This is a genomic window from Neisseria chenwenguii, assembly GCF_002216145.1.
In the GTDB taxonomy this organism is placed as follows: domain Bacteria; phylum Pseudomonadota; class Gammaproteobacteria; order Burkholderiales; family Neisseriaceae; genus Neisseria; species Neisseria chenwenguii.
This window is the reverse complement of the sequence record NZ_CP022278.1, coordinates 1,755,226-1,775,285: the sequence shown is the minus strand read 5'-3', so window position 1 is coordinate 1,775,285 and position 20,060 is coordinate 1,755,226. Positions and strand designations below refer to the sequence as shown.

The window sequence follows — 20,060 nt, the reverse complement described above, 5'->3', positions numbered from 1 at the left end:
GCCGTCTGAAATTTTCAGACGGCCTTTATTCAATGTACCGGCATTCCAACCCTTACCGCCCGCCCAAGGCAAAATACAGCAGAAAATCCCCGTCGGCGGAAACTTCCGCTTCGGGCGCGGATGTGGTGTTGAGCGTACCCTGCCACCATTCTTCCAAATCATAAAGCGGGTATTCCAAACCGCGGCTGACGAGGTTTTTTGCACCGAAGTTGAACACGGATACGCGGCTGCCGACGGGGCTTTGCCAGCGGGCAATGTTGCTAAACGGCGCAAACAGGCCGTAGTCGGTGAGCATCAGGGTGCGGATTTGGCGGCGGTGGTAGTTCATCAGCAGGCTGATGTTGGCGAGTGTGTGGTCTTCGCGTTTGCCGGTGGCGCCGAGAATCAGGATGTTGCGGATATTGCGTGAAACAAGCAGGGCAACGGCCTTGCTCAAGTCGTTGCTTTCCTGCTCGCGCTCGATGTAAAGGATGTCGGCGTAGGCGGCGCGGTGTTCGGGCAGGACGCTGTCGCCGTCGCCGATAATCAGCGAGGGACGGCGGCCTTTGGCGATGTGGGCGTTGGCCGCGCCATCGCAACAGGCAATGACGGGAACGCTGTCGAGATAATGCAGCGGCAGCGGGTGTTGCGGATAATCGCCGTCGGCGAGGATGACGGCTTCGGGCGTGCCGATGAAGCGGCGGATGTGGGCGTTGTTCATGCCTGCGCTTTCATGATTTTCAGCCATTTGAAGTAGCCGAAGAAGGAGGCGGCGGTGTAGAACGCGTAGAGAAACGCGGTAAAGTCCAGCCCTTTGTAAACGTATAAAACGGTGCTGACGGCGTTGACGACTATCCACGCCAGCCAGTGTTCGGCATATTTCTGTGCCAAGACCCAAGTGGCGGTCATGCTCAGCGCCGTAGTAAACGCATCCGCCCAAACGACGTTGCTGTCGGTCTGCATCAACAGCCCGCCCAGCAGCAGCCAAAGAAGCGCGGTCGCAGCTGCCAGCGGCAGATAGACACGGCGCGGGCAGCGGCTGATGGGGCGGGTCGAACCGCTTCTGCCCGTTTTCCAAAGCCGGATGCCGTAAACGGCGGCGGCGATGTAGTAGAGCTGCATGGAGGAATCGGCGTAGAGGCCGGATCGGTAGAACACGACGGCGTACACTGCGGGCATCACCACGCCCACCACCCAAAGCCAGATGCTCGCACGCCACTCGAGCCAGAGGTAAACAAAGCCCAGCAGCACGCCGAATACTTCCAAAGGATTGGCGGTGATGTAGGCGGTCAGGGTTTGCCACATTTTTTGTTTTTCCTGAATAGAAGGCCGTCTGAAAACAGATACCCGCCGTTGCGGCGGAACCGTCAAACGCTGTTTTGCGTCAGACCGGATTTTAAAGGCTTTGCCGGATTCAGTCATAAAAAATACGCCCCGAAAGCCGGATTTTTACAACCGGGTTTCGAGGCGCTTCGGGTTTCAGACCGATCAGTTTTTATCCAAATCCAAGTCCGCTTTGTATTCGATGCGGCCGTTGTCTTTGTCTTCGATGGAAACGTCCAACTCCTGATTACCGCGTTTGAATTTCAAATCCGCGTCGTCGCGTTTGATTTCGGATTCGACCACTTTGAAACCGTTGTGGCGGGCGTGGGCGATGACGCGTTTGGCGATGGCGGGAATGCTGCCGCGGCGGCCGCGCAGTTCGGCGACGTATTCGAATTCGCCGTTGCCTTGGCGGTCGGCCTTGACGGTGCGCGCGCCCGCAGGTTTGTAGATTTCATGCGGCATCGGTGCGGCAAATGCGCTGGCGGAGAAAAGGGCCAAAATGCCGGTAAGCATCAGGGATTTTGCTTTGGTCATACTGTTTTCCTTCTTTATCAAACAGGCGGCGCCTGCGTTACGGATGCCGCCATCTTATCGACATACTGCCGCCGCGCCAAGCGGATAAACGCGGTTTTACCTAAGTCGGCACAGCGGCGGGCGCGGTTTACGGCGCTTTTCGCAAACCTGCATGACGATTGCAGAATTTATCCGAACGGCTTGGGCGTTTCAGACGGCCTGCACGTCAAAAAGGCCGTCTGAAACTGTTTCCCATAAGACGGAATCGGCTAAAATAACGCTTTGTTTTTTTCAGACGGCCTCAACAAAATGCTGGTATTGGGAATCGAATCTTCATGCGACGAAACGGGCGTAGCGCTTTACGACAGCGAACGCGGCTTGGTTGCGCACCAACTGCACACACAAATGGCGATGCACGCCGAATACGGCGGCGTGGTGCCGGAATTGGCGAGCCGCGACCACATCCGCCGCCTTGTGCCGCTGACCGAAGGCTGCCTGTGCGAAGCGGGTGCGGACTACGGCGACATCGACGCTGTGGCGTTTACGCAGGGGCCGGGCTTGGGCGGCGCGCTGCTCGCGGGTTCGAGCTTTGCCAACGCGCTGGCGTTTGCGCTGGGCAAACCCGTGATTCCCGTACACCACCTCGAAGGCCATCTGCTCTCGCCGCTTTTGGCCGACGACAAACCCGCGTTCCCGTTTGTCGCGCTTTTGGTTTCGGGCGGACACACGCAGATCATGGCCGTGCGCGGCATCGGCGATTACACGCTCTTGGGCGAAAGCGTGGACGACGCGGCGGGCGAGGCGTTCGACAAAACCGCCAAACTGCTCGGCCTGCCGTATCCCGGCGGCGCACAGCTTTCCGAGCTGGCCAGATCCGGCCGCCCCGACGCATTTTCGTTCCCGCGCCCCATGCTGCATTCGCACGATTTGCAGATGAGTTTTTCCGGTCTGAAAACCGCCGTCTTGACCGCCGTGGAAAAAGTCCACGCCGAAACGGGCGGCATCATACCCGGGCAAACGCGCAACGACATCTGCCGCGCGTTTCAAGACGCGGTGGTGGACGTCTTAACCGCCAAATGCCGCAAAGCCCTGCTGGACACGGGTTTCCGCACGCTGGTGGTCGCCGGCGGCGTGGGCGCCAACTGGAAACTGCGCGACACCTTCAGCCGCCTGACCGTTACCGTGCCGTCTGAAAAAGGCCGCGCCAAAGCGCAGCCCGAAGCGGTCAAAGTCTATTTCCCGCCGCTGGCCTACTGCACCGACAACGGCGCCATGATCGCCTTCGCCGGCGCCATGCGCCTGCACGAACAGCGCGAAGCCGGCGGTTTCAACGTCAAACCGCGCTGGCCGCTGTCGGAGATTGTGAAATAAGCCCGAAATAATTAAATGCCGTCTGAAAAATATTTTCAGACGGCATTTTTATCGGGGGATGGCTGAAAAAGCCCGCGTAGGGACGGTTGGCTTTGCCCCAAGCAAAGCGTAACCGTCCGAATGGTGATGCCGCCTGAAAAATCACAAACTTTTCAGACGGCATCTTAATCTATAGACTGTCCGTACGATTACGCCGCTTATGGCGGCTAACCGTACCTACGCGGTTTTAATGGATTTCGCCGGATAAGCAAAGGCCGTCTGAAAACTTTTCAGACGGCCTTTATTTTTCAAACCCTTACCCAATCATTTCTGATTTTTCGCAATGATTTCCTGAAGTTGCGGCATGGGGCTGTAACCGCTTTGGGTGTGGCCGTTGGGGAACACCAGCGTGGGCGTGCCGGTAAAGCCGAGCTGTTCGCCCAGCGAAGTGGTTTCGGCGACGGGGTTGTCGCAGGCTTTGGCGGCGGCGGGCAGTTTGCCGTTACGCATCCAGTCGGTCCACGCTTTGGTACGGTCGCTTTGGCACCAAATCAGCTCGGCTTTGCGGGCGGCGTCGGGGTGGAGGCTGGCAATCGGCATCATGAAGTTGTAGACGGTAACGTCGGTCATTTTGACGATTTCGTGTTCCAAGCGTTTGCAGAACGGGCAGTCGGGGTCGGAGAATACGGCGACTTTGAGCTTGCCGTTGCCGCGCACTTCTTTAATCGCTTTGTCAAACGGCAGGGTGGAAAAGTCGATTTTGTTCAACTCGGCGGCGCGTGCTTCGGTGAGGCTTTCGCGGGTGTTGACGTTGATGAGGTCGCCGACAAACATATAGTCGCCTTTGGCGTCGGTGTAGATGACCTGTTTGCCGCTGACGACGACTTCGTAAATGCCCTGTACGGGGGTTTCGGATACGCTGATGACTTTGAGTTTTTGTGCGCCGTAGGTCTGCTCGAGCCTGGCTTTGAGCGCTTCGGCTACATTGCCTGCTGCGGGTTTGGCGGCGGAAGCGGCTGCGGCCGGCGCGGATGAGGCTTTGGATTCTGAGACGGTTTTCTGGCTGCCGCCGGTCTGGCCGCAGGCGATGAGGGGAAGTAATGCGAACGGCAGGAGCGCTTTGATGAATTTGTTGTTCATGGTCGGAAAAAAACTGTGGTGATTAAGAAAAACGGCATTGTAACAGAGCGGGCGGACATTCGCATTTACGGAACGGAAACCCGCTTTTTCGCGACGCGATAACTGCTAAAATGCGGTCTGACGGATTTTCAGCAAACTGCCATGATTTACCATCATATCGCCCTCAATATCCCGATTTCAGACGGTCTTCTGACCTACGCCCACCCCGAAGCCCTGCCCGCGGGCACGCGCGTGGTAGTGCCTTTCCGCAACAGGCCGCAGGCGGGGATTGTTTGGGCGAACCATGTTTCGCCCGAAATTGCGGCGGCGAAAATTCTGAATATTCAGACAGCCTTTAGCGGCGAACCCGCGCTGCCGGAAGACTGGCGCAAGCTGCTGGAATTTACCGCGCGCTATTACCACTATCCGCTCGGGCAGGCGGTGTTTACCGCGCTGCCGCAGGGTTTGAAGGAAGCGAAAGCAGTGGAAACGCCCGAGCCGCCGCTGTTTTACGCGCTGAACGGAACCGGCAGGGCGCAAACGCCGCCGCCGGCGCGGTTTCACAAAAAAGCCGCGTTGTGGCAGGCGCTGCAACATTCAGACGGCCTCACGCTCCCGGCCTTGAAACGGGTCAACAGTCAGGCGGCGAAACTGCTGGAGGAATGGACGGCGGCGGGCTGGCTGGAAACCAAGCAGGCGGCGCTGCCCGTGTTGCGGCCATCTGAAAAAATTTTAAACGCCCGACAGCAGGCCGCGTCGGAACAGATTCAGACGGCCTTCGGGCGTTTCAAGCCGTTTCTGCTCTACGGCATCACGGGCAGCGGCAAAACCGAAGTGTATTTCGATGCGGCGGCAAAAGTATTGGCTTCGGGAAAACAGGTGTTGTTTTTACTGCCCGAAATCAACCTCACGCCGCAGCTTTTGAAGCGGGTGGAAGCGCGTTTTGCCGACGTGCCGACCGCCGTTTTGCACAGCCGGACCGCCGCCGGCCGGCGCACGCAGGATTATCTGAGCGCCATGCTCGGGCAGGCCAAACTGATTATCGGCACGCGCCTTTCGGTGTTCACGCCGATGAAAAACCTCGGACTGATTGTGGTTGATGAGGAACACGACGGATCGTTTAAGCAGGACAACGAATTGCGCTATCAGGCGCGGGATTTAGCGGTTTGGCGGGCGAAACAGGCGGCTTGTCCGGTTGTGTTGGGCAGCGCCACGCCCAGCCTCGGGAGCTGGCACAAAGCGCAAAGCGGCGCGTATCAATTATTGGAGCTGACCGAGCGCGCCCACGCCGGGGCCAAACTGCCGAAAGTGGAAATCCTCAACGTAGGCCGTCTGAAACTCGACAACGGCTTCTCGCCGCAAGCGCTGGATTTATTGAAGAAAAATTTTGAAAAAGGCGGCATGTCGCTGGTGTATCTCAACCGCCGCGGCTTCGCGCCCGCGCTGTTTTGCGGCGACTGCGGGCATACTTTCGGCTGCCCCAACTGCTCGGCGAAAATGGTGTTCCACCAACGCGCCCGCCAGCTGCGCTGCCACCATTGCGACCACCGCGAACCCGTGCCGTTCAAATGCCCTAGCTGCGGCAATCAGGATCTGACCGCCGTCGGCCACGGCACGCAGCGCGTCGAAGAAACCCTGCGCAACTTCCTGCCGCAGGCCAAAACCGCCCGCGTTGACCGCGACAGCACGGCGCACAAAAACGACTGGGCGGATCTCTACCGCCGCATCGCCGAAAACGACATCGACATTCTCGTCGGCACGCAGATGCTCGCCAAAGGCCACGACTTCGCGCGGCTGAATCTGGTGATTGTGTTGAATGCCGACGGCAGCCTTTACAGCGCCGACTTCCGCGCCCCCGAGCGGCTATTTGCCGAACTGATGCAGGTTTCCGGCCGTGCGGGGCGCGCCGAAACCGCGGGCGGCGTTCTGATCCAGACCCAGCTGCCCGAGCATCCTGTGTTTGCCGCCGTCAAAGCGCAGGATTTCCGGAAATTCGCTGAAAACGAATTGGCCGAACGGCAGATGTTCAATATGCCGCCTTTCGGTTTTCAGACGGCCATCCGCGCCGATGCGCCCAACGTCGCCGCCGCGATGGATTTTCTCAACCGAATCAAGGCCGAACTCGCACCACGGCTCGCCGGGGGCGTTTCCCTGTTCGGCCCCGCCCCCATGCTGATGGTGCGCCTCGCCGAACGCGAACGCGCCCAAATCTTCCTCGAATCCGCCTCGCGCAAAGACCTGCACCACGTCGTAAGCCTGTGGATACGGGCGTTGCAGCAGAATAAAGACGCCGAAATCCGCTGGAGCGTCGATGTCGATCCGCAGGAGATGTAATGCCGTCTGAACAGGTTTTCAGACGGCATCTGCTTACCAAGGCTTATTTCGGATTTTTCTCAATCAATGCAACCAGCTGCTCGATATAGCTCTGAACAAATTTTCTTGCCGACTCAACCAGTTTTCCTTCTTCGTCGAACATAGTGGGTGAGTTGCCTAAAAATATCTCGGGCTGCCCCGTCAGCGGCATATCGAAATAGGAAAGCGCGAGGCGCAGGTTTTTGTGTGCGCTGTAACCGCCCATTTTGCCGACCGAATGGCTGATGATGCCTGCGGGCACGTTTTTCCAAGCGACATCGGCATTCGGTTTCGATCCGATGTCGATTGCGTTTTTCAAGCAGGCAGGCACGGTGCGGTTGTTTTCGGCAGTCACAAACAATACGCCCGCAGATGCCTTGATGGTTTCGCGGAACTGCGTGTAGCTTTCAGGTACGGGGCAGTCGGTTTCGTTTGGGTCGTCGTAGTCGAAGCTGTAAAGCGGCAGGCCGCCGATTTCGACGATTTTCGCTTCATAGTCCGCAGGAAACATCGGAATCACGTTTTGGGCGGTTTTTCGGGCAAACGAACCTTTGCGCAGGCTGCCGACCAAAATACTGACTTTTTTGCTCATTGTTTCTTTCCCATTGTTAGAAAATAAAAATAATTATTATTTGTATTTTAGTGTGCCGTCTGAAAACATGCAAGCATTTTTCAGACGGCATTTGTGTTATAATTTTGCGCTTTCAATTTTAAATTCAAACAGATATGGACGCTTCTGATAATAACGGAGGGAGGGCGGCGCACGAATATTTCGCCGACAACCCCGACTTTCCCGCCAAAACCATCGTTGCCACGTTGTTTATCGGCGCGTTTTTCGGCTACCTCAACGACACGTTGCTCAATGTGGCGCTCACGCCGATTATGCGTGATTTCGGGGTGGACAAAACCATGGTGCAGTGGCTGACGACGGGCTTTCTGCTGGTAATGGGCGCATTTGCGCCGATGACGGCAGCGGCGATTCAATGGCTGGAAACGCGCAAAATGGTGCTGGTTACGCAGGCGACGTTTTTGGCGGGCTCGCTGGTGTGCGCGTTTGCGCCGACGTTTGGGGTGTTGCTGGCGGGGCGGATGGTGCAGGCGGTGGCGGCGGCGTTTTTTGTGCCGCTGCTGTTTAACGGCATTCTGACGATTTTCCCGCCTGCGCATCGCGGTACGGCGATGGGCGTGCTGACGATGATGTTTACTGTTGCGCCGGCGCTGGGACCGACGATTTCGGGCGTGATTATCGACCACACCCATTGGCGCATTTTGTTTGGGTTTACCGCGCCGTTTATGCTGGCGGCGATGCTGCTGGTGTCGAAATATCTTACGGTCAATCTGAGCAACATCACGCGTCCGAAAATCGACGCGCTCTCGGCGGTATTGTCGGTGGCGGGATTCGGCGGGTTGGTGTTTGCCAGCAGCAATTTCGCTCATTTGTCGGCTTTGGAATTTGCCGCATTTTTCGCCGCATCGCTGGTGTTGGTCGGCTGGTTTGCCCGCCGCCAGTTTCATTTGGCCACGCCGCTGTTGAACCTGCGCGCGTTGGGCTATAGGCAGTTTGGCTACTGCGTCGTGATTTTGGCGTCGTCGGGTTTTCTGTTTTTGGGCATGGAACTCTTGATGCCGATGTACACCCAGCAGGTCTTGATGATTACGGGCACGGCAACCGGCCTGATGATGATGCCCGCCAGCATCGCGCAGGCCGTTTCCGCGCCGTTTTTCGGACGGCTGCTGGATAAAAAAGGCGGGCGTTTCGTCGTCTTGCCGGCTACGTTTGCGCTGACGGGGGCGGTGTTGGTGTTGTGGACGTTTTTGCGGCTGGATACGCAGGTGGTGATGATTTCCGCGATGTTTGCGCTGTTTGCCACTGCCGTTTCCGCCTGCGTCACGGGCGAAGCGCACGGACTCAATGCGCTGCCCAAACAGCTTAATCCGCACGGCGCGGCGATTCTGACCACAATCAACCCGATTTTCGGTGCCATCGGCGCAGCGTTTTTCGTCGGCCTGACCAACATCGGCGAAAAGCTGTCGTCCGCCGCCACGCTGCAGGCGGCGATGCTCGACGGCATCCATCTGGCGATGGGTAGCGCGCTGGCCGTGGGCGTGATGATGATCTTTTGTGCGGCAAAGCTGAAGCCGCATCAGAAATAGTTTGGGGCGGGAATTGGAAAGGCAGGCCGTCTGAAAATAACCGTATTTTTCAGACGGCCTGTCTCGAGAACTCCGCCCGAAAATGTAAAGTCTCCCTGAAAAATCGGCAAAACCGTCCGAATCATTTAGAATGCAGGCCTGTTTTTTATTTCAAATTTCCGCATTTCGATATGCGGTTTATCTGTCAGACAAACGGCATCAGGCCGTCTGAAAAATCCAAAAACACCACGACACCGAGAAATATTTTATGACCATCAAACGCACACTTTCCCTATCGCTGACCTTAATCGCCGCCGCCGTTTTGTCGGCTTGCGCCTCTGAAGACAAATCCGCCGCCGCCAAAACCAAACCGACCGTCGAAGACGCTTCGCCTGTCCGCCGCAGCGAGAGCGCGTCTAAAGTTTTGTCGGATTTCGGCGGTTATGAGAGCGCGATGAACGCTGCAAAAAGCGGCGACGATGCGTGGGTGCAGCAGTATCTTGCCAACGCCGGCGACAGCGCGATGGCGGAAAACGTGCGCAACGAATGGCTGAAAAGCCTCGGCCAGCGCGGGCAGTGGGATGTGTTCCGTCAGGAATACAAAAAACTCGACAAGGCGGGGCGTGCGCAGGAAACCGAGTGTTACGCCGAATTGAACGACGGCAACGGCGGCAAAGCGGCGGAATTGGTGCGCGAAACAGGCAGACTGCCGGAAGGCTGCACCCGCCTGATTGAAACCGCAGCGGCACAAGGCCGTCTGAAAACCGACGATGCCTGGCGCCGTGTGCGCGGCCTGCTGGCGGCCAACCAGATTACCGACGCGCGCAATCTGGCGGCGGCTTTGGGCAGCCCGTTTGAAGGCGGTTCGCAAGGTGCGCAGGAATATTCGCTGCTGAAGGCCATCGGCAAAGAAGCGCGCAAATCCGCTTCGGCGGCGGCGACGCTCTCGGCGATGGAAGGCGGCTTGAGCCGTGCGCAAAGCAGCTACGCTTGGGGCGTGTTGGGGCATTATCAGGCGCAAAACCAGAATATGCCGACGGCGATGACGTATTACGGCCGCGTTGCGGACCGCTCGCAGCTCAACAACGAACAGCTCGAATGGAACGCCCGCGCCGCGCTGCGCCTGCAACGCTGGAACGAACTGGCCGGCGTGATCCAAAGTATGCCCGCCAAGCTGCAAAACGACCCGACCTGGCTCTACTGGCTCGGCCGCAGTTACGCCGCACAGGGCAACAAAGGCCGCGCCGACGCGCTGTATGAAAAAGCCGCTGCCACCGGCCGCAATTTCTACGCCGTAATGGCGGGCGAAGAACTCGGCCGCCGCGTCAGCACCAAGAGCAATGTTTCCGACGCGGGGCACGGCGAAGTGAAACGCATGGCGAAAGACGGCGCCATCGACCGCGCGCTGGTTTTGTTTAAAAACAGCGGCAGCGATTTCAAAATGCGCCGTCAAGCGCAGGCGGAATGGCGTTTTGCCACCCGCGGCTTCGACGAAGACAAACTCCTCGCCGCCGCCCAACTGGCCTACGACCAGAAGTTTTACGAAATGGCGATCAATAGCGCCGAGCGCACCGACAAAAAGCTCAACTACAAACTGCGCTATCTCTCGCCGTTTAAAGACACCACCACCCGTTTTGCCAATCAGGCCGGCGTCGATCCCGCCTGGGTTTACGGCCTGATCCGTCAGGAAAGCCGCTTTATGATGGGCGCACAATCCAGCGTCGGCGCGCAGGGCCTGATGCAGGTCATGCCCGCCACCGCCCGCGAGATCGCCGGCAAAATCGGCATGAGTTCGCAAGAGCTTTACACGATGGACGGCAACATCCGCATGGGCACATGGTATATGGCCGACGTCAAACGCCGCCTGCAAAACAACGAAGTGATGGCCACCGCAGGCTACAACGCCGGCCCCAGCCGCGCCCGAAAATGGCAGGCCACTACCCCGCTGGAAGGCGCGATTTACGCCGAAACCATTCCGTTTACCGAAACGCGCGACTATGTGAAAAAAGTCATGACCAACGCGACCTACTACGCAGATCTGTTCAACGAACCGCAAACCTCGCTGAAACAGCGCATGGGCACGGTACCGGCAAGATATTGATTCGGTTTTATCCGTTTTTAAACATCACAGGCCGTCTGAAAGTTTTCAGACGGCCTGTGATGTTTTTTGTTCGTACCAAACAGCAAACTGCGTTACAGTTCCCCCTATCGTTCCACCAAACCGAAAGCCGGCCATGAATCCGATTACCGACCTCCAAAAACAACACCGCAGCATCCGCAAATTCAAACCCGAAGCGCTGGACGCCGCACAAATCAACGCATTGGTCGACGCCGCCCGCTGCGGCGCGACCAGCAGCTATATGCAGGCCTGCACCATCATCAGCATCACCGACCCTGCGCTCAAACAAGCGCTCTCAGACATCAGCACACAGCCGTATGTCCGCGAAAACGGCCATCTATTTATGTTTGTTGCCGACCTCGCCCGCAACAGCGAAATCGCCGAAATGCAGGGCGTCAATCCGGTTCACCAAGGCAGCGCCGACCGCTTTTTGGCAGGCGTGTACGACTGCTCGATTGCCGCGCAGAATATGGTTTTGGCCGCCGAAAGCATGGGGCTGGGTACCGTTTACCTCGGCAGTATTCTGACCGACGCCGCCCGCGTTATCGAACTGCTTGCCCTGCCCGAGCGCACTTTCCCTGTGTTCGCACTGGCCGTCGGCTACCCCGACCAATCGCCCGAACAGAAGCCGCGCCTGCCCGCGGCAATCACGCATATGGAAAACCGCTATACGCCCGTCAGCGAACATCTGCCGGAACTGACCGAATACGACCGCCTGCTGACCGAATATTACCAAACACGCGGCGGCAACAGCCGAACCGCCAAAAGCTGGCACACGTTTTGCGCCGCCAAGGCTTTCTGACCGATTTGGATACGCCCGGATAAACAGCCGCCTGATACGGCTGCCCGAGGCTATGTCTGAAATTCCGGTAGAAATTTTGTTCATGCCCGGATGACAGCCGGATTGAAACACAGGCCGTCTGAAAATTTTCAGACGGCCTGTCGTTCACAAAATCCGGTGCGCCAGCGCCGGCAGCCGCGTGCGCACGCTTTGCAGCCGTGATGCGTCCAAATCCGCCACCACCACGCCCTCGCCCTCGGGCAACACCGCCAAAACCTCGCCCCACGGGTCGATAATCATGCTGTGGCCGAACGTGCGCCGTCCGCTTTCGTGCAGCCCGCCCTGCGCGGCGGCAATCAGGTAGCATTGGTTTTCCACCGCCCGCGCGCGCAGCAGCAGTTCCCAATGCGCCTTGCCCGTCGTGTAGGTAAACGCCGCCGGCAGCAGCATCACGTCAAACGGCTGCTGGGCGCGGAAAAACTCGGGAAAGCGCAGGTCGTAACACACGCCCGCCGCCACCCTGACGCCGTCCGCCGCCAAATCGGGAACATCCACGCCCGCGCTGATGGTATCGGCCTCGGCATAGCGCTCGCCCAAACCCGAAAAGCCGAACAGATGCATCTTATGGTAAAGCCCGGTGCGCGCGCCGCTGCGGTCAAACACCGGCATCGTGTTCATCACTTTACCGGACGCGGCGCTTTGCAGTGGCACGGTTCCGCCGAACAAAACCACGCCGCATTCCGCTGCCGCCTCGCTCAAGGCCGTCTGAAAAATACCGTCGCCCAAAGGCTCGGCAAACGAGATTTTGTCGGTGTCCTTCCGACCCATCAGCGGCCAGTATTCGGGCAGCAACACCCACTCCGCCCCCTGCTCCGCCGCCCCGCGCACCAGCCGGCGCATGGTTCGGATATTGGTTTCGGGATCGGTTGTGGAAATCATCTGAACGGCTGCGGCGCGCAGGTTTTTCATGGTTTGTCCTTTCGTTTTTTTTCAGACGGCCTCTGGGATTGGGGGCAAGGCCGTCTGAAATGATCAATGCCGTTTCGGATTATGATTCATTTACACCAAACACGGCTATACTTTCCGCCTGTCCAAGCAAATCCGAGCGCATCATGAAAAAATTATTCCTCCCCATCCTGCTGTTGCCTGCGTTGGCCGCGGCGGAAGTGAAATTCTACGGCAACCTCAAAAGCGGCATCGAAACCACGCGTACGACTTACGGCGGCAAAACCGTTTCGGGCGCTCAGGTTTCCGACTTCGGCAGCTACGTCGGCCTGCGCGGTTCGCACCCCATCGGCGGCGACAATAAAGTTTTGTGGCAGGTTGAGCAAGACGCGCCACTCAGCAAGCGCGACGGTTTCAATCACGAACCGCGCAATATCCGTTGGGAAAATCCAAACCACCAAACGCGCGGCGGCGAAAACTATATCGGAATCGGGCAGTAGTTTCAGGCCGTCTGAAATTCAGACGGCTCATGTTCATATATATATATATATATATATATATTTAAAAATGAAGCACCGTATAGGTCGGATACAAGCATCCGACCTACACAGATTCCGTTACAGTTTTTGGCTGTATCGACCTCAAATATCTCAGGCTGCCTGAAACCTTACAAATCATTTTTTCAGACGGCCTACCGTCTCTCTATATTTAAGAATAAAGGAACACCATGCGAGCCGTGATTCAGAAAGTGACCCATGCCAAAGTCGATGTTTTGGGAGACAGTACGGCCGAAACCTGCGGTGAAATCAGCAGCGGATTCGTGGTTTTTCTGGGTGTCACCCGCGGCGACACGGAAGCCGATGCGCGCTATATTGCGGATAAAACCGCCAATCTGCGCATTTTTGAAGACGGAGCGGGCAAACTCAATTTGTCGCTGAAAGACGTGGGCGGCGCGGTTTTGCTGGTTTCGCAGTTCACGCTTTACGGCGATGCGCGCAACGGGCGGCGGCCGTCGTTTTCCGAAGCAGCGCCTGCGCAAGAGGCTGACGCGCTTTATCAAAAAACCGCCGAATTGCTGCGCGGACACGGCCTGGTGGTGGCGACGGGGCGCTTCCAAACCCATATGCAGGTTTCGCTCTGCAACGACGGGCCGGTAACGCTGCTTTTGGATTCGCAGAAAAATTTCTGACAAAACCGGCCAAATCCCCGAAGGCCGTCTGAAAAGCCCTGTACAGTTTTTCAGACGGCCTTTTCCGTGTCTGCGCGCCTCTGTAAAGAAGCGGGATAATCTGACAAAACCGGTTTATTCCTGTTAAAATCGGCAGGCTTCGTTTCGGCTGCGTACTAAATTTTATTCCAAGCGTTTGAAAACCATGAAGTTTTCCTGAAAAAATTCCCGCCGTTTTGCGGCAGCTTGCGCAAAATTTCCGCCGGAACGCAGGCGCGGCCTGTCCGCCCGCCGTTTACCAGTTTCCAACCTCCTTTAAGAAGTAACGCATCTCTATGATTAAAATCAAAAAAGGCTTAGACCTGCCGATTGCAGGCCGACCGGAACAAGCCGTTTACGACGGCCCGGCCATTACCGAAGTCGCGTTGCTTGGCGAAGATTACGTCGGTATGCGCCCCTCGATGAAAGTCAAGGAAGGCGATGCCGTCAAAAAAGGCCAAGTATTGTTTGAGGACAAGAAAAATCCGGGTGTGGTGTTTACTGCGCCGGCCTCGGGTACTGTCAGCGCGATCAACCGCGGCGAGAAGCGCATGTTGCAGTCTGTCGTGATCAGCGTCGGCGGTGACGAGGAAATTACGTTTGCGCAATACACGCCCGAGGCGTTGGCAAATCTGACCAACGAGCAGGTTCGCGAAAACCTGATTCAGTCGGGCTTGTGGACAGCGCTGCGCACGCGCCCGTTCAGCAAAACGCCGGCAGTCGATGCAAATCCGGCGGCTATTTTCGTCAACGCAATGGACACCAATCCGCTGGCGGCCGACCCTGCCGTAATTATTGCGGAACACACGGCCGATTTCAGCAACGGCCTGCGCGTGTTGAGCCGTCTGACCGACAACAAAATCCATGTCTGCAAAGCGGCCGGCGCGAATGTGCCGTCTGAAAATGCGGGCAATGTCGTTGTACAGGAATTTTCCGGCCCGCACCCTGCGGGTTTGAGCGGTACGCATATCCACTTTATCGAGCCGGTCGGCCTGAATAAAACGGTTTGGACGATCGGTTATCAGGATGTGGTTGCCATCGGCCAACTCTTTACCACAGGCCGTCTGAATACTGAGCGCATCATTGCGCTGGGCGGTTCGCAAGTCAGCAAACCGCGCCTTGTGCGCACGGTTTTGGGCGCGAAGGTTTCGCAAATCTGCGCGGGCGAACTGGTCGAAGCGGACAACCGCGTGATTTCGGGTTCGGTATTAAACGGCAGCATCGCCAAAGATGCCCATGATTATTTGGGCCGTTTCCACAATCAGGTTTCGGTCATCGAAGAAGGCCGTGCGAAAGAATTTTTCGGCTGGGTAACGCCGCAGCCGGGCAAATATTCGATTACCCGCACCACCCTCGGCCACTTTCTGAAAAGCAAACTCTTCAATTTCAACACCGCCACCAACGGCGGCGACCGCGCGATGGTACCCATCGGCACCTACGAGCGCGTGATGCCGCTCGATATTCTGCCGACGCTGCTGCTGCGCGATTTGATTGTCGGCGATTCCGACAGCGCGCAGGCTTTGGGCTGCTTGGAATTGGACGAAGAAGATCTGGCGCTGTGCAGCTTCGTCTGCCCGGGCAAATACGAATACGCCCCGCTGTTGCGCAAGGTCTTGGATACGATTGAGAAGGAGGGCTGATAATGGGCTTGAAACATTTTTTGGAAAAAATCGAACCCCACTTTCTGCCCGGCGGCAAACATGAAAAGTGGTACGCGCTCTATGAAGCGGCGGCAACGATTTTCTACACGCCCGGTACGGTAACGCGCAAAGCGTCGCACGTCCGCGATGCGCTCGATTCCAAGCGCATGATGATTTTGGTTTGGCTGGCGCTGTTTCCCGCGATGTTTTTCGGGATGTACAACGTCGGCGCGCAGGCTTTTGCCGCGCTAACTCCCGACCTGCTCCAGCAGAACATCGCGGGCGACTGGCATTATGCGCTGGCCGACGCGCTGGGCATCAATATGTCGGCCGACGCTGGCTGCATCAGCAAAATGCTGTTCGGCGCAATTTTCTTCCTGCCGATTTACGCGACGGTGTTTGTGGTCGGCGGTTTTTGGGAAGTTTTGTTCGCCACCGTGCGCAAACACGAAATCAACGAGGGTTTCTTCGTTACGTCGATTCTGTTCGCCTTAATCGTGCCCCCCTCCCTGCCGCTGTGGCAGGCTGCACTGGGGATTACTTTCGGCGTGGTCGTAGCGAAAGAAGTGTTCGGCGGCACGGGCAAAAACTTTATGAACCCCGCGCTGGCCGGCCGTGCGTTTCTGTTTTTCGCCTATCCGGCCAACCTGACCGGCGACACTGTTTGGACGGCGGTTGACGGCTTTTCCGGCGCGACAGCGCTGGGTCAGTGGTCTGCCGAAGGTTTGTCGGGCTTGAAAAATGCCGTCACCGGCCAGCCGATTACTTGGATGGATGCGTTTATCGGCAATATTCCGGGCTCTATCGGCGAAGTTTCCACCCTCGCCCTGCTGATCGGCGGCGCAATTATCGTGTTTGCCCGCATCGCGTCTTGGCGCATCATTGCCGGCGTGATGATCGGTATGGTCGCCACTTCGCTGCTGTTTAACAGTATCGGCTCGGAAACCAACCCGATGTTTGCCATGCCGTGGTATTGGCATTTGGTACTCGGCGGCTTCGCCATCGGTATGCTGTTTATGGCGACCGACCCTGTTTCCGCTTCGTTTACCAACACCGGCAAATGGTGGTACGGCGCATTGATCGGCGTGATGTGCGTATTGATCCGCGTCGTCAACCCCGCCTACCCCGAAGGCATGATGTTGGCAATCCTGTTTGCCAACCTGTTTGCACCGATTTTCGACTACTTCGTCGCACAAGCGAACATCAAACGCAGAAAGGCGCGCAGCAATGGCTAAGAAATTCAACAAAGACAACTTCGGCGGCACGCTGGCCGTGGTAACGGCGGTCAGCCTCGTCTGCTCGGTCATCGTCGCAGGCGCCGCCGTCGGCCTCAAATCCACGCAGGACGAGCAGAAACTGCTCGACAAACAGCGCAACATTTTGAGCGTGGCCGGCCTTTTGAAAGAAAACACCGATGTCAAAAAAACCTACGCCGAGCGTATCGAGCCGCGCGTGGTCGATTTAGCAACCGGCAATTATGTGGACGCCCCGGGATTCGACGCGCGCCAAGCGGTTAAAGATCCGGCACAAAGCGTTCAGATCAAACCCGAAGACGACTTCGCCACGCTGAAAGTGCGCGCCAAATATTCCGATGTTTATCTGGTAAAAGACGAAGCGGGTAAAATCGGCCAAGTCATTCTTCCGATGCACGGCACGGGCTTGTGGTCGGTAATTTATGCGTTTGTCGCCATCCGGCCCGACGGCAACACCATCAACGGCCTGACCTACTACCAACAGGGCGAAACCGCAGGTTTGGGCGGCGAAATCGCCAACCCGCTGTGGCAGAAAAAATTCGTCGGCAAAAAGCTGTTTGACGAACAGGGCAAAGTCGCCATCCACGTCGGCAAAGGCGCCGGCGCGGATAAAGAACACGGCGTTGACGGCCTTTCCGGCGCATCGCTCACCACCAAAGGCGTACACGGCTCGTTCCAATACTGGTTCGGCGCAAACGGTTTCGGCCCGTATCTGGCGAAACTCAAAGCAGAAGGAGCAAAATAATGGCTGATACCAAACACTTGAAACATTTAATGCTTTCCCCGTTTATCGAAAATAATCCGATTGCCTTGCAGGTATTGGGCATCTGCTCGGCGCTGGCGGTCACCACCAAGCTGGAAACCGCCGTCGTCATGGGCATCTCGGTCAGTCTGGTAACGGGATTTTCCAGCTTCTTCATCTCGCTGGTGCGCAACTACATTCCCAACAGCATCCGCATTATCGTTCAGATGGCCATCATCGCCTCGCTGGTGACGCTGGTTGACCAAGTGTTGCAGGCTTACGCCTACGAGCTTTCCAAACAGCTCTCCGTATTCGTCGGCCTGATTATTACCAACTGTATCGTGATGGGCCGCGCCGAAGCGTTTGCCATGAAAGAGCCGCCGCTGGAAAGTCTGGTGGACGGCATCGGCAACGGAGCTGGCTACGGCATGATGCTGATTATCGTCGCCACCATCCGCGAGCTGTTGGGCTCGGGCAAACTGTTCGGCCACACCATCCTGCAAACCGTGCAGGACGGCGGCTGGTATCAGGCCAACGGCCTCTTCCTGCTCGCCCCCAGCGCATTCTTCATCATCGGCTTTTTAGTGTGGGCGCTGCGCACCTGGAAACCTGAGCAAGCGGAGAAATAAAAAATGGAACACTACTTAAGCCTGTTTGTAAAATCCGTTTTCATCGAAAACATGGCACTCTCCTTTTTCCTGGGGATGTGTACCTTTTTGGCTGTCTCCAAAAAAGTCTCCACAGCCATGGGCTTGGGCATTGCCGTGACCTTCGTATTGGGTCTGTCCGTCCCCGCCAACCAGCTCGTTTACTCGCTGCTCAAAGACAGCGCATTGGTTGAAGGCGTCGATTTGACCTTTCTGAAATTCATCGTCTTCATCGGCGTGATTGCCGCGCTGGTACAGATTTTGGAAATGTTTCTCGACAAATTCTTCCCCGCCCTCTACAACGCGCTGGGCATCTTCCTGCCGCTGATTACCGTAAACTGCGCGATTTTCGGCGCCGTCTCCTTTATGGCGCAGCGCGAATACAACTTCGGCGAATCCGTCGTTTACGGTTTCGGCGCAGGCTTGGGCTGGATGCTGGCAATCGTCGCGCTGGCAGGCATCACCGAAAAAATGAAATATTCCGACGCCCCCAAAGGCCTCAAAGGCTTGGGCATTACCTTTATTTCAGGCGGCCTGATGGCGCTGGCGTTCATGTCGTTCTCCGGCATCCAGTTATAAGGAACACACAATGGAAATTATCTTAGGTATTGTGATGTTTACCGTTATCGTCTTGGTTTTGGCGCTCATGATCCTGTTTGCCAAATCCAAGCTCGTCAACGAAGGCGACATCACCATTAAAATCAACGACGATCCCAACAAAGCCATCACCATGCCCGCAGGCGGCAAACTCCTCGGTGCATTGGCTTCGCAAGGCATCTTCGTCTCCTCCGCCTGCGGCGGCGGCGGCTCCTGCGGACAATGCCGCGTCGTTGTCAAAAGCGGCGGCGGCGACATCCTGCCCACCGAGCTTTCCCACATCAGCAAACGCGAAGCCAAAGAAGGCTGCCGCCTCTCCTGCCAGGTCAACGTCAAAACCGACATGGACATCGAGCTGCCCGAAGAAGTCTTCGGCGTCAAAAAATGGGAATGCACCGTCATTTCCAACGACAACAAAGCCACATTTATTAAAGAGCTCAAGCTCGCCATTCCCGAAGGCGAAGAAGTCCCCTTCCGCGCCGGCGGCTACATCCAAATCGAAGCCAAACCCCACACCGTCGCCTACAAAGACTTCGACATCCCCAAGGAATATCACGAAGACTGGGACAAACACAACCTTTGGCGCTACGTCTCCAAAGTTGACGAACCCATCGTCCGCGCCTACTCCATGGCCTCCTATCCCGAAGAAAAAGGCATCATCATGCTCAACGTGCGCATCGCCACCCCGCCGCCGCGCGAGCCCGATGCCCCGCCGGGACAAATGTCGTCCTACATCTGGTCGCTCAAACCCGGCGACAAAGTCACCATCTCCGGTCCCTTCGGCGAATTCTTCGCCAAAGACACCGACGCCGAAATGGTCTTTATCGGCGGCGGCGCCGGCATGGCGCCGATGCGCTCCCACATTTTCGACCAGCTCAAGCGTTTGAAATCCAAACGTAAAATCTCCTTCTGGTACGGTGCACGTTCCAAACGCGAAATGTTCTACGTCGAAGATTTCGACGGCCTCGCCGCCGAAAACGACAACTTCGAATGGCACGTCGCCCTCTCCGACCCGCTGCCCGAAGACAACTGGGACGGCTACACCGGCTTCATTCACAATGTTTTATACGAAAACTACCTGAAAAACCACGAAGCCCCCGAAGACTGCGAGTTTTACATGTGCGGCCCGCCGGTCATGAACCAAGCCGTCATCAAAATGCTCAAAGACTTGGGCGTCGAAGACGAAAACATCCTGCTCGACGACTTCGGCGGATAAGCCTCCAACAAAAAGGAAGAAACAGAAGTTTCTTCCTTTTTTATTTTTCAGACGGCCTGAAACTTTTGTAAAAATAATAAACATCCGCTTGAATGCCGTCTGAAAACCCCAAATCCTCAAAAAACGCAAAGCCCGCCACCC

The 20,060-nt window shown here is 56.9% G+C and carries 19 protein-coding genes; 13 read left to right on the top strand and 6 right to left on the bottom strand.

Features of this window, described 5'->3' with window-relative positions; genetic code table 11:
• Positions 1-52: 52 nt before the first annotated feature.
• The 3 genes from BG910_RS08700 to BG910_RS08690 all read right to left on the bottom strand — a co-directional run bounded on the left by BG910_RS08700 (position 53) and on the right by BG910_RS08690 (position 1,839).
• Positions 53-727 carry a thiamine diphosphokinase gene (locus BG910_RS08700; RefSeq protein ID WP_198344779.1) on the bottom strand — a complete coding sequence of 225 codons (675 nt, stop codon included), beginning with the start codon at positions 725-727 and terminating at the stop codon, positions 53-55.
• The gene (gene pnuC, locus BG910_RS08695; protein WP_089037210.1) at positions 697-1,284 is read right to left on the bottom strand and encodes a nicotinamide riboside transporter PnuC; all 588 of its coding nucleotides are present in this window, start codon (positions 1,282-1,284) and stop codon (positions 697-699) included. The genes BG910_RS08700 and pnuC overlap by 31 nt, the downstream gene beginning before the upstream one ends.
• Positions 1,285-1,467: 183 nt before the next feature.
• The gene (locus BG910_RS08690) at positions 1,468-1,839 is read right to left on the bottom strand and encodes a hypothetical protein (RefSeq protein ID WP_089036498.1); all 372 of its coding nucleotides are present in this window, start codon (positions 1,837-1,839) and stop codon (positions 1,468-1,470) included.
• A 288-nt stretch (positions 1,840-2,127) separates the two neighbouring features.
• Between BG910_RS08690 and tsaD the strand changes: the two genes are divergently transcribed.
• Positions 2,128-3,189 carry a tRNA (adenosine(37)-N6)-threonylcarbamoyltransferase complex transferase subunit TsaD gene (tsaD, locus tag BG910_RS08685; protein ID WP_089037209.1) on the top strand — a complete coding sequence of 354 codons (1,062 nt, stop codon included), beginning with the start codon at positions 2,128-2,130 and terminating at the stop codon, positions 3,187-3,189.
• A gap of 303 nt (positions 3,190-3,492) precedes the next feature.
• Here tsaD and BG910_RS08680 read toward each other — a convergent pair whose 3' ends face one another.
• On the bottom strand, positions 3,493-4,308 hold the full coding sequence (locus tag BG910_RS08680) for a DsbC family protein (RefSeq protein ID WP_089036497.1): 816 nt from the start codon (positions 4,306-4,308) through the stop codon (positions 3,493-3,495).
• Positions 4,309-4,449: 141 nt separating this feature from the next.
• Here BG910_RS08680 and BG910_RS08675 point away from each other — a divergent pair, with 141 nt between their 5' ends.
• A complete protein-coding gene (locus tag BG910_RS08675) occupies positions 4,450-6,621 on the top strand; it encodes a primosomal protein N' (RefSeq protein WP_089036496.1) in 2,172 nt (723 codons plus the stop codon).
• A 43-nt stretch (positions 6,622-6,664) separates the two neighbouring features.
• Here BG910_RS08675 and BG910_RS08670 read toward each other — a convergent pair whose 3' ends face one another.
• A complete protein-coding gene (locus tag BG910_RS08670) occupies positions 6,665-7,231 on the bottom strand; it encodes an NADPH-dependent FMN reductase (protein WP_089036495.1) in 567 nt (188 codons plus the stop codon).
• A gap of 134 nt (positions 7,232-7,365) precedes the next feature.
• On the opposite strand from BG910_RS08670, the gene BG910_RS08665 reads away from it, so the two are divergent.
• From BG910_RS08665 to BG910_RS08655, 3 genes are all read left to right on the top strand, one after another.
• Entirely contained in the window at positions 7,366-8,793 is a 1,428-nt protein-coding gene (locus tag BG910_RS08665; protein ID WP_089036494.1) for an MFS transporter, read from the top strand.
• Positions 8,794-9,040: 247 nt separating this feature from the next.
• Entirely contained in the window at positions 9,041-10,873 is a 1,833-nt protein-coding gene (locus tag BG910_RS08660) for a lytic transglycosylase domain-containing protein (protein ID WP_089036493.1), read from the top strand.
• Between the two features lie 133 nt (positions 10,874-11,006).
• Complete coding sequence (locus BG910_RS08655; protein ID WP_089036492.1) at positions 11,007-11,693, top strand: NADPH-dependent oxidoreductase; 687 nt, start codon at positions 11,007-11,009, stop codon at positions 11,691-11,693.
• A 144-nt stretch (positions 11,694-11,837) separates the two neighbouring features.
• Here the strand turns inward: BG910_RS08655 and BG910_RS08650 are convergent, their stop codons facing one another.
• Positions 11,838-12,641, bottom strand: a complete 804-nt coding sequence (locus BG910_RS08650; RefSeq protein ID WP_089036491.1) for a carbon-nitrogen hydrolase family protein — start codon at positions 12,639-12,641, stop codon at positions 11,838-11,840.
• 143 nt (positions 12,642-12,784) lie between these two features.
• On the opposite strand from BG910_RS08650, the gene BG910_RS08645 reads away from it, so the two are divergent.
• From BG910_RS08645 to nqrF, 8 genes are all read left to right on the top strand, one after another.
• The gene (locus BG910_RS08645) at positions 12,785-13,117 is read left to right on the top strand and encodes a porin (RefSeq protein ID WP_232462184.1); all 333 of its coding nucleotides are present in this window, start codon (positions 12,785-12,787) and stop codon (positions 13,115-13,117) included.
• A gap of 227 nt (positions 13,118-13,344) precedes the next feature.
• Entirely contained in the window at positions 13,345-13,806 is a 462-nt protein-coding gene (dtd, locus tag BG910_RS08640) for a D-aminoacyl-tRNA deacylase (protein WP_089036490.1), read from the top strand.
• 314 nt (positions 13,807-14,120) lie between these two features.
• Positions 14,121-15,464, top strand: coding sequence for a Na(+)-translocating NADH-quinone reductase subunit A (locus BG910_RS08635; protein WP_089036489.1), 1,344 nt, complete (start codon positions 14,121-14,123; stop codon positions 15,462-15,464).
• A 2-nt stretch (positions 15,465-15,466) separates the two neighbouring features.
• The gene (locus tag BG910_RS08630) at positions 15,467-16,699 is read left to right on the top strand and encodes an NADH:ubiquinone reductase (Na(+)-transporting) subunit B (protein WP_089036488.1); all 1,233 of its coding nucleotides are present in this window, start codon (positions 15,467-15,469) and stop codon (positions 16,697-16,699) included.
• Positions 16,692-17,462 carry a Na(+)-translocating NADH-quinone reductase subunit C gene (locus BG910_RS08625; RefSeq protein WP_089036487.1) on the top strand — a complete coding sequence of 257 codons (771 nt, stop codon included), beginning with the start codon at positions 16,692-16,694 and terminating at the stop codon, positions 17,460-17,462. The genes BG910_RS08630 and BG910_RS08625 overlap by 8 nt, the downstream gene beginning before the upstream one ends.
• Positions 17,462-18,088, top strand: a complete 627-nt coding sequence (locus BG910_RS08620) for an NADH:ubiquinone reductase (Na(+)-transporting) subunit D (RefSeq protein ID WP_089036486.1) — start codon at positions 17,462-17,464, stop codon at positions 18,086-18,088. The genes BG910_RS08625 and BG910_RS08620 overlap by 1 nt, the downstream gene beginning before the upstream one ends.
• 3 nt (positions 18,089-18,091) lie before the next feature.
• Complete coding sequence (gene nqrE, locus BG910_RS08615; RefSeq protein WP_089036485.1) at positions 18,092-18,685, top strand: NADH:ubiquinone reductase (Na(+)-transporting) subunit E; 594 nt, start codon at positions 18,092-18,094, stop codon at positions 18,683-18,685.
• A 10-nt stretch (positions 18,686-18,695) separates the two neighbouring features.
• Positions 18,696-19,919, top strand: coding sequence for an NADH:ubiquinone reductase (Na(+)-transporting) subunit F (gene nqrF / locus BG910_RS08610; protein WP_089036484.1), 1,224 nt, complete (start codon positions 18,696-18,698; stop codon positions 19,917-19,919).
• Positions 19,920-20,060 lie beyond the last annotated feature (141 nt).

Bases quoted from the DNA above. Each gene is read 5' to 3' on its own strand.
- BG910_RS08700 (WP_198344779.1), bottom strand. From the start codon at position 727: ATGGCTGAAAATCATGAAAGCGCAGGCATGAACAACGCCCACATCCGC.
- pnuC (WP_089037210.1), bottom strand. From the start codon at position 1,284: ATGTGGCAAACCCTGACCGCCTACATCACCGCCAATCCTTTGGAAGTA.
- BG910_RS08690 (WP_089036498.1), bottom strand. From the start codon at position 1,839: ATGACCAAAGCAAAATCCCTGATGCTTACCGGCATTTTGGCCCTTTTC.
- tsaD (WP_089037209.1), top strand. From the start codon at position 2,128: ATGCTGGTATTGGGAATCGAATCTTCATGCGACGAAACGGGCGTAGCG.
- BG910_RS08680 (WP_089036497.1), bottom strand. From the start codon at position 4,308: ATGAACAACAAATTCATCAAAGCGCTCCTGCCGTTCGCATTACTTCCC.
- BG910_RS08675 (WP_089036496.1), top strand. From the start codon at position 4,450: ATGATTTACCATCATATCGCCCTCAATATCCCGATTTCAGACGGTCTT.
- BG910_RS08670 (WP_089036495.1), bottom strand. From the start codon at position 7,231: ATGAGCAAAAAAGTCAGTATTTTGGTCGGCAGCCTGCGCAAAGGTTCG.
- BG910_RS08665 (WP_089036494.1), top strand. From the start codon at position 7,366: ATGGACGCTTCTGATAATAACGGAGGGAGGGCGGCGCACGAATATTTC.
- BG910_RS08660 (WP_089036493.1), top strand. From the start codon at position 9,041: ATGACCATCAAACGCACACTTTCCCTATCGCTGACCTTAATCGCCGCC.
- BG910_RS08655 (WP_089036492.1), top strand. From the start codon at position 11,007: ATGAATCCGATTACCGACCTCCAAAAACAACACCGCAGCATCCGCAAA.
- BG910_RS08650 (WP_089036491.1), bottom strand. From the start codon at position 12,641: ATGAAAAACCTGCGCGCCGCAGCCGTTCAGATGATTTCCACAACCGAT.
- BG910_RS08645 (WP_232462184.1), top strand. From the start codon at position 12,785: ATGAAAAAATTATTCCTCCCCATCCTGCTGTTGCCTGCGTTGGCCGCG.
- dtd (WP_089036490.1), top strand. From the start codon at position 13,345: ATGCGAGCCGTGATTCAGAAAGTGACCCATGCCAAAGTCGATGTTTTG.
- BG910_RS08635 (WP_089036489.1), top strand. From the start codon at position 14,121: ATGATTAAAATCAAAAAAGGCTTAGACCTGCCGATTGCAGGCCGACCG.
- BG910_RS08630 (WP_089036488.1), top strand. From the start codon at position 15,467: ATGGGCTTGAAACATTTTTTGGAAAAAATCGAACCCCACTTTCTGCCC.
- BG910_RS08625 (WP_089036487.1), top strand. From the start codon at position 16,692: ATGGCTAAGAAATTCAACAAAGACAACTTCGGCGGCACGCTGGCCGTG.
- BG910_RS08620 (WP_089036486.1), top strand. From the start codon at position 17,462: ATGGCTGATACCAAACACTTGAAACATTTAATGCTTTCCCCGTTTATC.
- nqrE (WP_089036485.1), top strand. From the start codon at position 18,092: ATGGAACACTACTTAAGCCTGTTTGTAAAATCCGTTTTCATCGAAAAC.
- nqrF (WP_089036484.1), top strand. From the start codon at position 18,696: ATGGAAATTATCTTAGGTATTGTGATGTTTACCGTTATCGTCTTGGTT.